Raw genomic sequence first — 15564 nt, forward strand, 5'->3', positions numbered from 1 at the left:
AATTTACAACTCTAAATGCCTACTTTTCTTTGAATTCAGTTTTATTCTCTCGATCCTTTCCTTCAGGGCACTACCCAGCGTTTGACAAGGGACTGATTACATTTGATGAGGATTATAGACTTATTATTAGCGCATATCTGGAAAGTTTCTTGCCCGATGAAACATTATATCGTAACTTTGTCGGTTATTGCGGACAACAAATACATTTTCCTAACAAATTTCACCCCGATCCTGATTTTATCCGTCGTCATAGACAAGAAGTTTTTATAGGTAAGGAAATTACTAACTAGCTTCGAGTCAAGAGAGTTACTCGATATTTATCTCGCTATTGAAAGACATTCTAATGCACGTTTCCTGATGATGCGGGTGAAGCAAAAATTAATCAAAAAGCTGCTGTTTTTCCTAATTCCAACTGCTTTGAGGTTAGGCGTGTAGCCCTGCAAGGTGATGAGGATTTCCATGTCACCCTGCAACTGGTACTTATTAACTCGCGTTACAGCGATATCTTTACAACATTAGTACCTGTAGTTTAGACTAACCAAAGATGAGAACGGTGGCAAAAGAAGAACTAGAGCCACCGCGCCAGGAGAGAATGAGGGTGAAAAATAAAACCTATCCACTCTTTAAATGAACAGTGAACGATTAAAGGACTTTCGTCAAGCAGCATACGAATTATTGGTACGAGCCAAGGATGCAACAAGAGAGCTGATGGATTCAGTGATGACCACTCCGAATGTGTGGTGTTTAGCGGAATTTTCGCTCAATCCATTATTCAATCGTCACAGGCCTTGCGTCTACGAAGCGTTACAAGACTGTAGACCAGACCGAAAAAAACTGATGCTGCTGTATCTGGAGCAATTACAGAAAGAAGCACCCCCAACGGAACACATATTAGTGGCAATCGACCACACTGCATGGGAGAGACCAGATGCCAAAACGTTAAAAGACAGAACTCATGAATATCAGAGGGGCGTAACTGTTGGACAGGGATACAGTACAATTGCCTGGATACCAGAAGCACAAGGAAGTTGGGCATTACCTCTGCTCCATGAAAGAATTAGTAGCGGGTCTTCACCCATACTTCAAGCAGCTTCCCAACTCAAACTTGTCTGTGAACAGAGCGTCAACCCAGTTTTAGCAGTTTTAGCGAGAGAATATGGGAATGCTTGTTGGGTGCTGGCGCTAACGCAAGCTTCCATTTTTGCTGATTGTTTAATGAGAGTCCGAAAAAATGCCTGCTTATGGTCAGCACCACCAGCCTATAGTGGTCGCGGTAGACCACGGAAACACGGGCAAAAAATGAGACCGGGCGACCCAAACACCTGGCTTCAAGCGGATACTGCGATTGAAATTGACGAACATCCAGAGTTGGGAAAAGTCCGAGTCAGACAATGGCTGGACTTACATTTTTATCGTGCGGCCCAACAGAAAATCAATTTAATTCTGGTCGAAAGAATGAAGCCCATGTCAAACGGTCAGCCGTTTCCACCCTTATGGTTGGCTTGGATAGGAGAACGAACTCTACCCAAGCGAAACAGTTTGGTTTAAATATTTGCGACGTTTTGGAGTCGATCATTGGTATCGATTTGCGAAGCAACGATTGCATTGGACATTGCCTAACTTGAGAACTCCTGAACAATCTGAGCGTTGGAGTGATTTAATGCCGTTAATGAGTTGGCAACTCTGGCTGGCTAGAGATTTAGTGATCGAGAATAGACTCCTGCAGGCAATCTGCTACGATCGATTTAACTCCTGGACGTGTTGCCCAATCAATGTTTTCGGTTTTAGTTGACATTGGTACTCCTACAAAAATCCCTAAACATAGGGGAAAATCCCCCGGCTGGGAAAAAGGAAAGGTACGTACCAAGGCACCGTGCTATCCCACTGTCAAAAAACGGGTTTCTCGACGCAAAAAATCTTCAAAATTAGCTATTTAATCTTCTCCCTCTTGAGTTTTTGAGTAACAGCTTGCCGGATATTTAAAGGCAGCTACTTTTAGATGCGCTCGTTTTTTAGTCTAAACTCCAGTAGTACAGGACATTGTTGATGCAATTGCCCCGATTACGGATGAGCAAAACGCTGTAGCGGCTTTCTTTACCCCTCTGCGGCGATGGCAAGCATTCTTAGAAAAACATAACCCCGAAGGACTTAGCCAAGCGGAACAGCAAGGATTATATGGTGAACTCTGGTTTTTGCGGCAGGTTGTTATTCCTCAAATTGGCTCTCGCCAAGGAGTCAAATGCTGGACGGGTGCAAAAGGAACTCAACAAGATTTCCAGTTTCAACACTGTGCTGTTGAAGTCAAAACTACTACAGCTAAACAGCATCAGAAACTAGCGATCTCCAGCGAACGGCAACTAGATGATACTGGCACTGGCACACTGATTTTACTGCACCTATCCCTTGATGCTAGACAAGAACGAGGTGAATCTCTACCGGATATTGTCGCCAGTCTTAGATCACTTCTCGAAAACGACCCTATAGCCAAAGAAGAATTAGAAATACTCCTTTTTGAAGTTGGCTATCTGGATATACATATTCCCTACTATGAACAAATTGGCTATACACCACGAGAAGTTAACTATTTCAAAGTCGAGGGAGATTTTCCCAGAATTATTGAAGCGGATATCCGAAATGGCATTGGCGATGTTCGCTACACCATCAGCGTTGCCGAGTGCCGACGCTTTTCAATACCAGAACTAGATGTAATTTCTCTAATCAGCGGCAGCCATGAGTGAACAAGCGAAATTAATACCGAATCTGCTGCTAATCCTATTTGCTGCCCTTCAGGGCTATATTTCAAAATTAAGACTCGCGTCGATCCTGTTCTATTCAAAAACGAGAAAAACTGTTCGGATTCCTCAGCTATATTTGCTGCGGGGAGATTCTGTAGGAGCGATCGCCCAATGCGTTATAATCCCGATAGGAGATAATGGTGCGAGTCAATGACACAAGTTCTCGATCGCGAAATTCTCGATGGGCGAGTGGTGCTCAATGGCACTTGGGAGCAATTCAAGTTAATCCAGAAGGTTTCGGAAGATTCCCCTGGCATAAAGTTGTCCTTTTTTGCAGGTGCGATCGAGATTCTGATGCCGGGATTCCAACACGAAAGTTTTTCTGAAATCATTGGTTACTTAGTGACCACTTTTCTGCTGCAACAAGGTATTAAGTTTTACCCTTCTGGTTCAATGACGCAGGAAAAAACGGGAGAAGCTTCTACTCAAGCAGACAAATCGTTTTGTTTGGGAGAACCTAAGTTGATTCCCGATTTGTCGATCGAGGTGGTTTATACGAGCGGTGGACTGAGCAAGTTGCCAAAATATCGAGCTTTGGGGGTGCCTGAAATCTGGTTTTGGGAAGATGGCACGCTGCGGCTGTATCATCTCCGGGAAGATGGCTACGAGCAAGTAATTCAGAGTCAACTGTCAGGATTGGAAACGCTGGATATCGATTTGCTAAAACGCTGCATTTTAATGGGTGAAACTGATTTGGCTGAAGCGGTTAAGGTTTTTGGGCAGGGAATCTCGATCGATCGTACATGACAGCAAGACGTTCGATTTTCCTAATTGGCGATCGAAATTTTAGTGGTTTTGGCAACATCTGGAAAAAATATAATCCCCAGATCCCGGACTTCTTAAATAAGTCTGGTTCTGCTGTTGCTGGGAACGAGAAATACAGTCTTTTGTAGCGGCAATCCCCATGCGGTTGCAACTCCTAATGGGTAATATTGTGGATATCCTGCAATTAAATAATCTCCGCAATCAAAGGTGAATATATATCCAAGGTCAAGTTCGCCGACAATGAAAATTGCACAAAAGCTCGATCGCAAATTATCTCTTGGGCAAAAACATGGTAACACTTTACGTCAACCCAGCAACAGGCAGCGATGCCGCAGCAGGCAGCCAATCGGCTCCATTCAAAACTATAGCCCGCGCGATCGCCCGCGCTGCATCGGGAACTACGATTCAGTTATCACCGGCAACTTACAGCGCAGCTAGCGGCGAAAAATTCCCCTTGGAAATTCCCTCAGGAGTAAAAGTTATTGGCAATGAAACTAACAAAGGTAGAGGCATTCTGATTCAAGGCAGCGGCAAATTTGTCAGTCCCACCGCTGCGGGCCAAAATATCACGATACTGCTAGCAACTAATTCGGAATTGCGCGGAGTAACTGTCACTAATCTTGATAGTCGCGGCACGGGAGTCTGGATTGAGTCAACTTCTCCGACTGTGGCTAACTGCACTTTCACTCAATGCAAGCGCGAAGGAGTTTTTGCCACGGGAACTGCTAATCCTGCGATTCTCGACAACATATTTATGGAAAACTCAGCGGCTGGCGTAATTACGGCGGGAACTGCTAAGGGAGTAATACGGCGCAATATTTTTCAAAAGACGGGTATCGGCATTTCTCTGGAAGCTCAGTCGGCTCCTTTGATTGCTGACAACCAAATTTTGGAAAATCGCTCCGGTATAATTGTAGCGGGGGAATCTCAGGCGATTTTACGCAATAATCGCATCGAAAAAAATACCGAAGACGGTTTGACTGCGGTGGGGAAGTCGCGGCCAGATATTGGTACGGCTCAAGATTTGGGCGGCAATATTTTTCAAAATAACGGTGAATTAGACTTGCCAAACGCGACTGGAGTTAAGATTTATGCAGTGGGAAATCAGCTCAATTCTTCGCGGGTGAAAGGTTTATTTGATTTGGGCAATGTGACGCCAACTCCGACTCCTGGCGGGCTAAAGTTTAGCGACATCAGCACGCATTGGGGTAAGGATTTTATCGATCGCTTGGCAAAGATGAATATTGTTAGCGGGTTTCCCAACGGCACTTTTCAACCTTACGAGATTGTAACTAGAGCTCAGTATGCGGCTGTGTTGGCGAAGGCGTTTGAATTGGTGCCGCGCCGTGAAACGACGGTTTTTAAGGATGTGGCGGCGGATTTTTGGGCGCAGGGAGCGATCGCCCAAGCTAATCGAGCTGGCTTTTTGGTGGGATATCCAGACAGCACGTTTCGCCCGGAGCAGAATTTGACTAGAGTTCAGGCGATCGTATCTTTGGTAAACGGCTTGCAGTTGGCGGGCGGCAACCCTAATTCTTTGAGCGTTTATGTCGATCGAGCTCTGATTCCCAGTTTTGCCACCGACGAGATAGCAACCGCCACAGAGCGGAAAATCGTGGTCAACTATCCCGCGCGCGAAAAGCTTTCCCCCGCCCACGACATCACCCGCGGCGAGATATCCGCCCTCATCTACCAAACTCTCGTAGCCACAAACCGCGCTGAGCCAATTAACTCTCCCTACATCGTCTAAGTTCCGTAGCATCGGAATTAATATTACTCACAGTCAGGACACGGCACTGCCGTTTCCCTACCCCGATTAATTGTAGGGACTTAAGCTCTCGCGGTGTCCTCGGTATCATTCCGATGCAGCCGGAAACGATCTCAGGTACACAGAACCAACCCATCTTCCCTCTTCCTTGTCTCCGATTTCCCCACTCTGCCCCGCTCCTACTCTCCCAAGTCTTGATTTGCGAGTACCCGAATCGTTTTATGATTAAACATTAAGAAATTAAGCAATCCTTAAGGTTCCACTATCAGATTATGGCTAAAATTCAATTCTCTCGCGGTATAGACGAAGAAGCTGTGCCGGAAGTGCGCCTAACCCGTTCTAAAAGCGGAGATCAAGGCACTGCCACGTTTATCTTTGAAAATCCCAAAGCTCTCAGCAGCACCAGTACCGAAGAAATTACTGGAATGTACATGATCGACGAAGAAGGCGAAATCCTCACTCGCGAGGTTAAGGCTAAGTTCATCAACGGTCAGCCTGCGGGCTTGGAAGCTCTTTATTTAATGAGAAGTCCCGCAGAATGGGATCGATTTATGCGGTTCATGGAACGCTACTCGGAAGCAAACGGCTTAGGATTTAGCAAGGCATAATGGGTAGTTGGTAATTGGTAATTGGTCATTGGTAGTTAGCCGATAGCCCGTTGCCAGTTGCCGATTACTTAGAACAAGAAACTATGACGCAAATTCCTCACCCCGATTTATCTAAAATAACCGTAAATTGCGCTATCATTACTGTTAGCGACACGCGCTCGGCTGAAACAGACAATAGCGGCTTGTTAACTAAGAAGCTGCTAAAAGATGCGGGTCACTCTGTGGTAGCTTACACTGTTGTTAAAGATGATGCGGCCAAAATTGTATTGCAAATGCAGGCGTTTTCCCAGCGTGAAGATGTGGATGCAATCATTTTTAACGGCGGCACGGGCATCGCTCCCCGAGATACGACTTATGATGTGATGGAGAGTTTGCTAGACAGGATTTTACCGGGATTTGGGGAGATATTTCGGTTTTTGAGCTATCAAGAAATTGGTTCGAGGGCGATCGCCTCTCGCGCAGTTGCAGGCGTGTATCAAGGCAAGTTAGTCTTTTCTCTTCCGGGCTCTAGCAATGGTGTGAAACTAGCTGTGGAAAAGCTAATTTTACCCGAATTAGTTCACTTGGTGACGCAGTTGCGCGGAGGGTGAGAGCGAAAGTTCGGTTAATCAACTGAGCGAAAGAAATTTGGTTACAAATCGTCCGAGGAATCCGTGGACTGAGAAAAAAGCTTTGAATCCTCATCGCAAGCCCCCGGGTTTAGCAATGAGGTCGCTTTCTTCAATCTCTTCAATCTAAAATCTAAAATCTAAAATCTAAAATCGACTGGCTGCATTCACCGCAAGAAACGGGTGGCATTGAGCCTAGTCTATGGCTAAAGTGAGGAAACATCAAAATTCCCTTAACTTAGACTAGATGATTTCGATGCAGAATGCCAGTGTCTATGCTAGCGAAGATTACCACCGGATGGCTCGGGCGATCGCCTTTATGCGACAACACCACCTAAACCAGCCCAATCTGGCAACTGTGGCCCAACACATAGGACTGAGTGAATATCATTTTCAGCGACTATTCACTCAATGGGCCGGCATTAGCCCCAAGCGGTTTTTGCAATATCTGACAGTTGAATATGCCAAGTCAAAAATCACTCAGACTAAAAGCCTTCTCGACCTAACATTGGACGTGAGACTATCGAGTCCAGGACGGTTGCACGATTTATTTGTGAACTTAGAAGCAATGTCACCAGGGGAGTTCAAAGCAGGCGGAGCAGGTTTGCAAATTCGCTATGGCATTCACGATACCCCCTTTGGCACATCTTTAATCGCGACAACTGCCCGCGGTATTTGTAATCTTTATTTCTTGGATACAACAGACGAACAAACCGCCGCACAAAGACTGCGATTGGCATGGAAAAATGCTGAAATTATCCGCGATGAGCAAACCACTCAATCATTGTGTGACCTGATTTTCAATTCAGAAACTCTCAGCGAGCAAAAACCACTAACGCTCTTGGTAAAAGGCACTAACTTTCAGATTCAAGTTTGGCGAGCACTGTTGCAATTGCCATTTGGGGCGATCGCAACTTATCAGAGTATAGCTCAAATGGTAGCTCGCCCAACTGCTGCTAGAGCTGTAGGAAATGCGATCGGTAAAAATCCGATCGGCTATCTAATTCCGTGTCACCGAGTCATTCGAGAATCTGGAGAACTCGGTGGCTATGGCTGGGGAGTAGAGCGTAAAACAGTCATGTTAGGTTGGGAAGCTAGCCGTACAATTTGCGATTGATTATCCTTTTGGTTTGTTTGTGCGGCGATTATGAACGGCCCGGTAGGGAAAGCCTAAATACCCTTCTCGACCGGATTATACAGCCCTACTTGAGACTCCGATTGTAGAAATCAGAAACTTTGTCAACGTACATCTTTGGGTTCGTATTGTAGCTTTCTGGATGTTTCTTGGCATTGGTTTCCCAATATTCGGCCGAAGGATATGCTTCTCTGAGTTGGCGAGCGTTTTGTATAGGCGTATAAGGATCGATCGCACTGTGAATGATCAAAACTGGTCTAGGGGAAATACGACCTATCTCCTGCACTGGCTTAGAAGAAGTTAGATCGTATCCAGTCAACAAATGTCCAAACATCATGGTAGAAAGAAGAAATATCCCAGGTAATCCTGAAGCTGACTGCCAATGCTTCTGAATAATTGGATAAACCTCTGCGTAACTACTGTCAGTGACCACTGCTCCGATGTCAGAGTCATCTGCTGCTGCTCCAATTACTGTAGCACAACCCATTGAAAAACCTAAAACCCCAATCTTTTTTGGCTTAAAGCCCCTAATTTTAAGCCAATCCACTGCTGCAATAACATCTTGCCTTTCTGTAATTCCAAAGGTGAAGCGAGAATCAGCACTTTGCCCATGTCCTCGCAGATCGATCGTAAGTATCGAAAAGCCTTTTTGATTCATAGCTGAACCAAACTCGGCAAACTTTCCAGCAAGCTCACAAGTCCGACTGGAATTCAATCCATGCACTAAAATTAATACCTTATCTGTTGCTTTTTCTGGAATAAACCAACCAGCAATCTCCACGCCATCAGGTGTACGAAATGTTACATTTTCAGGAGTAACAGCAAAAACAGATGCTTTAAGAGGGTCAAAGCATCTGTTTGGCTTTGAAAGAGTATGTCCTGCATAAGCGGAGATGCCGAAATAGGCAACCACTAGAAATGCTGAGATACCTGAAGCTAACTTGATAAAAAGATGCTTTTGGGCTTTCATCTATTTTGTTACCTAGTTCTTGAAGATTATTTTCAGCGAATGTTCTAGAGAATTTCCTGGCTGCATCGGTACCGCGTTAACAGGTTGAGTGAAATATTCCCCCGACCTTCTTACCTTGTTGCATTAAATTGTTGAAAAGGTCTACAGCCAATTTGGTAGGCCCAATATAATACTCAATACCTCTTTGATTCAGCAGTTCTTCAGTTTCGGGACAGGTATGTAGCATGAGTTCCATACCACGTGTCAAAACCATAAATTCTATACCTTGCTCTAAAATTTCTTCGATATCAGCAGGTTGAATACCTGGTTGGTGACGAGTACCTGTGAGTCTCCAATCCCATTCCTTAGCACCTCCCGACCATACTTTACAATCTTTGAATTGACAAGTTTTGCCGTCAGTGGTTACCTTAATACGTCCCCAAGAGATATGACTAATTAGGCTTTTCTCAGAATTGCTCATGATCTTGTTTTTGCCATTGGAGGTAAGGATGAGTACAAAAATCTTCAACTATTTCATCGGCATTGTCACGATGTTAAAACTAAAACTGACTTGGAATTAATCAGAAAACATAACCTGGAATTCGTATCTTCAGGAAAGAAACCTCAAGCAAGTCGCAAGAAGGGGAAGCCCTCAAATGACAAGAGTACACCCGAATAGCCGTGTGCGGTGAAAGTCGCAAGCACGGTTCCGAATGGGAGGGAGAAGATGGTAACATCTTCTCTCGACCCTACCTGTATAGCCAGTTTTTGAATGACGCTGCCTACCGGATCTCGTTCTCCTGCTCTGTTCCAAACGCTTTCGCTGGTAGCTGACCCGATAGCATTTTTCGATCGCTACTCTGCCAAATACGGCGATACATTTACCGCCCGCGTGTTGGGGCCCGCTTCGCCCCCCGTGGTGTTTCTGGGCCGTCCAGAAGCGATTCAGGCGGTGTTTACGACGTTAGCTGATGCCTTTGAATTTGGCAAAGTGACCAACGTATTTCGCCCGCTGGTGGGAAATGAATCCCTAATTATGAATGAAGGGCCGCGACATCTGCGACAGCGACAGCTATTAATGCCCGCGCTGCATCGGGAACAGTTGCACAGTCAAGGACATTTGATTGTTGATTTGACGAAAAAGCAGACGATCGACTGGAAAGCCCCAGATGCGATCGCAGTCCGCGAAGAAATGTCAGAAATTTCGCTGCAAGTAATCTTGCAAGTCGTGTTTGGATTAGTGCCGGGAGAGCGCTACGAACGCCTGAAACAATTGCTCAGCAAGCTTTTAGAGGCGATTACCTCTGAGCTGTACTCGATACAATTTTTCTTTGAACCGTTGCAGCAAAATTTGGGGGCTTGGAGTCCGTGGGGTCAGTTTTTGCAGCAGATGGCGGAGATTGACTCGCTGATTTATGCGGAAATTGCCGAGAGGCGATCGCATTCTCTCGATTCGTCACGCACGGATATTCTGTCGGTGTTGATGATGGCCCGCGACGACACCGGCGAATCCATCGGCGATCGAGAATTGCGCGATCAGTTGATGACGCTGTTGTTGTTGGGACATGAAACGACTGGATCGGCGTTGACTTGGGCGTTTTACTGGCTGCATCAGTTTCCCGAATGTCTCGCTAGATTGCGGCAGGAATTGGATGAATTAGGCGAGAATCCCGATCCGATCGCGCTTTCGCAGTCGCCCTACTTAACAGCAGTCTGCAAGGAAGCGCTGCGGGTTTATCCAATTGCCTTAATTTCGCAGCCGCGCAAGGTGAAACGGACGATCGAACTCGAAGGCTATACATATCAACCGGGAACGATTTTAATCCCCTGTGTCTATTTGGCCCACCGTCGCCCTGAAACCTACGAAAATCCGGCCGAGTTCAATCCCGATCGCTTTTTAGAGCACAAGTTTTCCGCCTCTGAATTTTTACCGTTTGGAGGCGGGAGTCGAAGCTGCATCGGGATGGCGTTATCTATGTTTGAAATGAAGCTGGTTTTAGCCACGGTGCTGTCTTCGCGTGAGTTTGTATCGAATCTCGATCGGCCAATTCGTCCGGCGCGCCGGGGAATCACCTTTGTTCCGCCCGATCGGTTTCGATTAACGGTTGTGAGCGATCGGCGTTAGATTCAGTGAAACGCCGTGTCAACCAAGATATGTTATTCGATAAAAATCCCTGCTACTTTGTCTCCATTCATCGTCATGTGTACCACAAATTCATCTCCATCATCTTCAAAACTCAGCTTCCACAAATAAACCTGACAATTACCTTGCTTTAGCTCACCAAAATAATTAATTGAATATCCCTTTTGCAGGCGTGAAGCGAGCTGCTCGCTAACATCGTCAAACATTTTTTGTGTAATGCTCGTTTTGTAGCCTGCATCGCCCACTGTGGTAAAAAGCTCGTAGTTTTTCGATGCGGTGGCATCCAAGATAACCTGCAAACAATCGAGGATGTTTTGAGAGGGGGCTGTCGGGTTCATGAAGATGTCCTTCTTTTAGGGTTTTTTCACAATGTGTAACAAATGGGGCTGTAAATAGCTCCTACGGCTGTCTAATATCAAATCCGGTAGCATGGGAATTATTATATCGGTAGGGTGCGCGGTTGCAGAAATCTTTAAATCCACAGATTAGACTATTTACACTCACGCACCGTCCCAAGGATTGAATAATATCTATGCAACTTTACCATTTATAGCAGTTTTAATCAGATAAAATACAGCTTTAGACACGGCAGTGCCGTGTCCTATCCGATATCTGTAATTCACTATACTGAAAAGCGCTATATTGCTTCAGCAACAATAGTCCGGTGTCGAACTGTATTGCAAGTTATGGTCGGCTGTGCACAACCAGAATCAACTAAAGCTTGCTCAATATCCAACCCAAAATACTGATCCAAATAAGGCTCCGTACTCTTGAGCAAAGTCAAAATATAAGGAGGCATTTTGGCATAAACTTCCGACTGAGGATTCATATCCATAATTGTCAAATGTCCGCCAACACGCAGCAAACGCCTCGCTTCCCGAAATATTTCTTTAGTAGCTTTCTGCGGCAATTCGTGACAAACTAGACAAATTGAAACTAAATCAAAAGCAGCCGCCGGCAAACCAGTAGATTCAGCAGCAGCGTGAACCCAAGTCGGAGATTTTTGATTTAAAAATTCAGATTTTCTCTGTTGATAACGGTATTTAGCAACTGCTAAAAAATAAGGCGATAACTCCACCCCAGTCATCTTCGCTTCCGGGTAAACATCCCCAAGAGCAAACGTACTCATTCCCACACTGCATCCCAAATCAACAATATCCTGCGGTGAAGAAGCAATCTGAGATTTGATGACTTCGTGATAGCTGGCGCGGAGTTTAGCATCGCCTTCTGCACCCGCTTCCGGCCAAATTCCCGCGTGAACGGTACGGGCGGCAACTTCAACTTCTGTAGCAGATTCCCAACTCATATTACCTTTTTCATAAGCGTGGAATGAAGTTAGATAATATTTCGGGTAAACAAGATCGGGATTTTGGACGCTGAGCAATTCTGCATCCCAATTTCGAGCTAAAAGTGCTTGGGATTCTTGTCGCCAATGCACTCCGATTTTTTCGGCTCTTTTTATCATCATTTCCCGCGCTTGGTGCTTGGCTAGATTAGCCAAAGGTTTGATGGAGAGTACGCCATTTACTAAGTGCGAGGCTAATCCCGGAGTTTTGTTAACTGCAACAGTCATATTTTAGTTTTTTCTATTTTGCGCCATTTATTTTACCACGTTGCGGCGCTTTTGAGTTGGTCTATATAATGAAACTTAACTTTGTGATGCCGAGTGAAATGCAAATGTTTTGTGAAAAAGACTTTTTTTTATGAACCACTCCAGCGCCAGAGAACGCAGAGGAGCGAGAAGGGGGAAAAGACAAGAGTAGGGCTAAACTGCCTCTCGTCGTGTAATAATATTTATTTGCGCCTACCTACTTCGTTCTGGGGAATTTACGCAGAATCTGGAATCGGATTTGCCGAAGATGGAGTATTTGGAAGAACACTATCAAGTATGGCTATTTAGGAGTTTGTCGTGAGCAAATCAATTGTTGAATTGGTTGACAATTTGCCGCCTTCTGGGATTACTGTGATGATGCTCAAATCCCTCGATTTTGTGGTTCCGGGGGAGTGGAATAATCTAACTGGTTTTGATAATACTATTCAAGCGGTGACAGGGGAAACCAAGCGCAAATTAGTTGAAAAAATTCGCGATCGCGCGATCGAGCTTTACGCCAACCCCAACGAGCCATATCAAGGCGTCGTCAGGCTTTACCAGTTAGCAGACAGCGCCGACAGTGCGTTAGGTGCAACGGCTATGGCGAATAAAATCGGCGAAAAAATCGGCTTTCTCTCCTTCATGAGCCGCCTCACTCCCAAAGCTGACACAACTCAAACGATCGACTTGTGCGTCAAAGTGGCGATCGAGCTAATTGCCTTCTGCAAACTTAACAATATTTCCCTTGACAATGTGGGAAACTTTGGTAATTATTTATCAAATTACAAAGGCGAATCTCTGATGCGGATGGCTGCATTAGTATGTGCTGACGGTTTAATTCCCCTTGGCCCGGACTTCCTTCGAGTAGCACAAAATACCCTAGGTGGATTGAATCCTTCAACCTTGCAGCAAAACTCAACATTCCAAAATATCAGCAACCTAATTCCAGGGGCAAATAATTCACAAAAGTTCGGATTTGTGACAGCAACTTTCGCTTCAGCGCAAGGTTGGATGAACAATTTAGTACAGTCTCGCGGCTTAACTCCCGCCATAGTTTTAGGCCATCTCAAGCAATACGTTGATGTTACCGATGACAAATTGGATTATGTGGCGGCGTTTTTAGACATGACTACCAATTATTACGAACATACGGGAATTCAGACGGTTGCTCGCCGATTGATCGATCGATCTTATGCTGAAATAGCCTCTGGCAGATACTAGAATATAGCATTTCTCAGTTGAGTGAAGTAGACATATAGGGTAGGGACACGGCAGTGCCGTCTCCCTACAGCCGTACAAATCAAGTCCTAGCAGAGAGGGATTAAGAAACCGTCGATCGCAATGTGAGTTAAAATAAGCAGATTATGTTTAGCAAACCTCTATTAATCGCATTGTGAAAAACAAATCGCTCCCTTCATCAGTAACAGTCAAGCTCGGCAAATTTGTCTGGACATCAATGTGGCAATTAATGATGTCAAAACTAGCGCCGCCCGATCGCACCGGAGCATACATTCGCCCCAGCAGCAGTTTCCGCAACTTTGTCAGCGCTGCACCAGACAACCCTCACGGGCCCGCTGCGGGACGGTATCGCCTCTTCGTGGGTACGGGATGCCCTTGGGCGCACCGCACTCTGGTGACGAGGGCGCTCAAAGGGCTGGAAGATGCGATATCCGTGTCTATTGTCTATCCCTCGGAAGGGGGAATGTGGGTGCTGGAGTCGGAGACTTTTGGCTGCAACACGATGCCGGAAATTTACCAGTTGGCTTTACCGGGCTATCAGGGGCGGTGTACGGTGCCGGTGCTGTGGGATGACTCGAAAAAGACGATCGTCAATAACGAGAGTTCGGAAATTATTGTGATGCTAAACTCCGAGTTTAACGAGTTTGCTAGCAATCCTCAAATGGATCTTTATCCTCTGGATTTGCGAGAACAAATTGACCAGTGGAATGAGAAGATTTACCAATCGGTGAATAACGGCGTTTATCGCTGCGGTTTCGCGCAATCTCAAGCTGCTTATGATTCGGCTTGCAGTGAATTGTTTGCTGTTTTAGACGAGATCGATCGCTCGCTCTTGAGGAGTCGTTACCTTTGTGGCGATCGGGTGACTTTAGCAGACGTGCGGCTTTTTACTACTCTATTCCGTTTTGATGCAGTTTACTACAGCTTGTTCAAATGCAATGTGCGCCGCATTCAAGATTACGAGCATTTGGGAGCTTATCTGCGCGATTTGTACCAGTTACCGGGAGTTGCGGGCACTTGCGATTTGGAGGCTGTGAAGCGCGATTATTACGGCAATTTGTTCCCGCTGAATCCCGGCTGCATTATCCCCGCTGGGCCCGATCCGGCGAGTTTGCTCAAAGCTCACGATCGCGCAGGACTCAGAAACCGGGTTTCTTAACAAAATCGGGCGTGAAGATGCCAGAATTATCGCAGAAACCCGGTTTCTAGGATGCTTGGGCGATCGCGCAGGGAATCAGAAACCGGGTTTAGCTCGTTCCCAGCCTCTGCCTGGTAACGCATATCCAGAGGCTGGGCCTCGCCTTAACCCTCTAACAAACCCTCCATCCTCTCCTTTACTCAAACCTCACGATCAACAAAATATTCGTGTTATTTTGAAGTGAGATTAAGCAATATTCAACATCAAATCATCTCAGGCGATCGCCCTTTCATCTCAAAAGGCGATCGCACTTATATACAAAAATCAAAACAAGGAATTGGCAATGTTAGAAACTGAGGGCGATCGGGAAGCACGGCAGCGCATTGAACAGGCACGGCGAGAGGGAGCAAGAGGACTCGATCTTAGCTACATGGAACTGACGGAACTGCCAGAGGTGATCGCCTCCCTCACCGAATTGGAAACGCTTGACCTCTCCGAAAACCAACTGAGGGAACTGCCAGAAGCGCTCGCTTCCCTCACCCAGTTGCAAGGGCTTTACCTCGACAACAACCAACTGACGCAACTGCCAGAAGTGATCGCATCCCTGACTCAGTTGCAACAGCTTGACCTATCGCATAACAAACTGACGGTACTGCCAGAGGCAGCCACCTAACTTTTCATGTTTTAGACTTTATAAAAATTCCTTTGATTTTGATTCAGATATTAATATTTTTTATGAATATGGTAATAACTGGAGTTTAGACTAAGCACAAATTTACTCAGAAGGAGCTGAGTAGAAATTATGGTGAATTTAGAGAGAGATTC

At 45.7% G+C, this 15564-nt stretch carries 14 protein-coding genes and 3 pseudogenes; 13 read left to right on the forward strand and 4 right to left on the reverse strand.

Annotated features, from left to right (window positions below):
- The 8 genes and pseudogenes from QUA13_RS28050 to QUA13_RS28085 form a co-directional block, all read left to right on the forward strand.
- Positions 1-290: pseudogene (locus QUA13_RS28050) on the forward strand (hypothetical protein); the annotation flags it as partial.
- A 337-nt stretch (positions 291-627) separates the two neighbouring features.
- Complete coding sequence (locus QUA13_RS28055; protein WP_333203820.1) at positions 628-1548, forward strand: transposase; 921 nt, start codon at positions 628-630, stop codon at positions 1546-1548.
- Between the two features lie 488 nt (positions 1549-2036).
- Positions 2037-2738: pseudogene (locus QUA13_RS28060) on the forward strand (PD-(D/E)XK motif protein); the annotation flags it as partial.
- A gap of 207 nt (positions 2739-2945) precedes the next feature.
- Positions 2946-3542, forward strand: a complete 597-nt coding sequence (locus QUA13_RS28065) for a Uma2 family endonuclease (RefSeq protein WP_333203822.1) — start codon at positions 2946-2948, stop codon at positions 3540-3542.
- A gap of 307 nt (positions 3543-3849) precedes the next feature.
- Positions 3850-5310, forward strand: a complete 1461-nt coding sequence (locus tag QUA13_RS28070; protein WP_333203824.1) for a DUF1565 domain-containing protein — start codon at positions 3850-3852, stop codon at positions 5308-5310.
- Positions 5311-5600: 290 nt separating this feature from the next.
- Positions 5601-5936, forward strand: a complete 336-nt coding sequence (gene psb28, locus QUA13_RS28075) for a photosystem II reaction center protein Psb28 (RefSeq protein ID WP_172187630.1) — start codon at positions 5601-5603, stop codon at positions 5934-5936.
- A gap of 83 nt (positions 5937-6019) precedes the next feature.
- Positions 6020-6526, forward strand: coding sequence for a MogA/MoaB family molybdenum cofactor biosynthesis protein (locus QUA13_RS28080; RefSeq protein ID WP_006632696.1), 507 nt, complete (start codon positions 6020-6022; stop codon positions 6524-6526).
- A gap of 274 nt (positions 6527-6800) precedes the next feature.
- Positions 6801-7661 (forward strand): methylated-DNA--[protein]-cysteine S-methyltransferase, encoded by an 861-nt coding sequence (locus QUA13_RS28085; protein WP_333203828.1) that lies wholly within the window; start codon positions 6801-6803, stop codon positions 7659-7661.
- Positions 7662-7746: 85 nt separating this feature from the next.
- Here QUA13_RS28085 and QUA13_RS28090 read toward each other — a convergent pair whose 3' ends face one another.
- Both QUA13_RS28090 and QUA13_RS28095 read right to left on the reverse strand, forming a co-directional pair.
- The gene (locus tag QUA13_RS28090) at positions 7747-8649 is read right to left on the reverse strand and encodes an alpha/beta fold hydrolase (protein WP_333203830.1); all 903 of its coding nucleotides are present in this window, start codon (positions 8647-8649) and stop codon (positions 7747-7749) included.
- Positions 8650-8725: 76 nt separating this feature from the next.
- Positions 8726-9109, reverse strand: a complete 384-nt coding sequence (locus QUA13_RS28095; protein WP_333203832.1) for an Mth938-like domain-containing protein — start codon at positions 9107-9109, stop codon at positions 8726-8728.
- Between the two features lie 15 nt (positions 9110-9124).
- Here QUA13_RS28095 and QUA13_RS28100 point away from each other — a divergent pair.
- Positions 9125-9307 (forward strand): annotated as a pseudogene (locus QUA13_RS28100) (HNH endonuclease); the annotation flags it as partial.
- 93 nt (positions 9308-9400) lie between these two features.
- Positions 9401-10753 (forward strand): cytochrome P450, encoded by a 1353-nt coding sequence (locus QUA13_RS28105; protein ID WP_333203834.1) that lies wholly within the window; start codon positions 9401-9403, stop codon positions 10751-10753.
- A gap of 32 nt (positions 10754-10785) precedes the next feature.
- Here the strand turns inward: QUA13_RS28105 and QUA13_RS28110 are convergent, their stop codons facing one another.
- Together QUA13_RS28110 and QUA13_RS28115 are read right to left on the reverse strand one after the other, a co-directional pair.
- A complete protein-coding gene (locus QUA13_RS28110; protein WP_333203837.1) occupies positions 10786-11109 on the reverse strand; it encodes a hypothetical protein in 324 nt (107 codons plus the stop codon).
- Positions 11110-11408: 299 nt separating this feature from the next.
- Complete coding sequence (locus QUA13_RS28115) at positions 11409-12344, reverse strand: class I SAM-dependent methyltransferase (RefSeq protein WP_333203839.1); 936 nt, start codon at positions 12342-12344, stop codon at positions 11409-11411.
- A 336-nt stretch (positions 12345-12680) separates the two neighbouring features.
- Between QUA13_RS28115 and QUA13_RS28120 the strand changes: the two genes are divergently transcribed.
- The 3 genes from QUA13_RS28120 to QUA13_RS28130 all read left to right on the forward strand — a co-directional run bounded on the left by QUA13_RS28120 (position 12681) and on the right by QUA13_RS28130 (position 15412).
- Complete coding sequence (locus tag QUA13_RS28120; RefSeq protein ID WP_333203841.1) at positions 12681-13583, forward strand: hypothetical protein; 903 nt, start codon at positions 12681-12683, stop codon at positions 13581-13583.
- A gap of 235 nt (positions 13584-13818) precedes the next feature.
- A complete protein-coding gene (locus QUA13_RS28125) occupies positions 13819-14760 on the forward strand; it encodes a glutathione S-transferase C-terminal domain-containing protein (protein WP_333203846.1) in 942 nt (313 codons plus the stop codon).
- A 322-nt stretch (positions 14761-15082) separates the two neighbouring features.
- Positions 15083-15412, forward strand: a complete 330-nt coding sequence (locus QUA13_RS28130; RefSeq protein ID WP_333203844.1) for a leucine-rich repeat domain-containing protein — start codon at positions 15083-15085, stop codon at positions 15410-15412.
- Positions 15413-15564: the final 152 nt, after the last annotated feature.

Source organism: Microcoleus sp. S28C3, from assembly GCF_036700785.1.
Lineage (GTDB): Bacteria > Cyanobacteriota > Cyanobacteriia > Cyanobacteriales > Microcoleaceae > Microcoleus > Microcoleus asticus.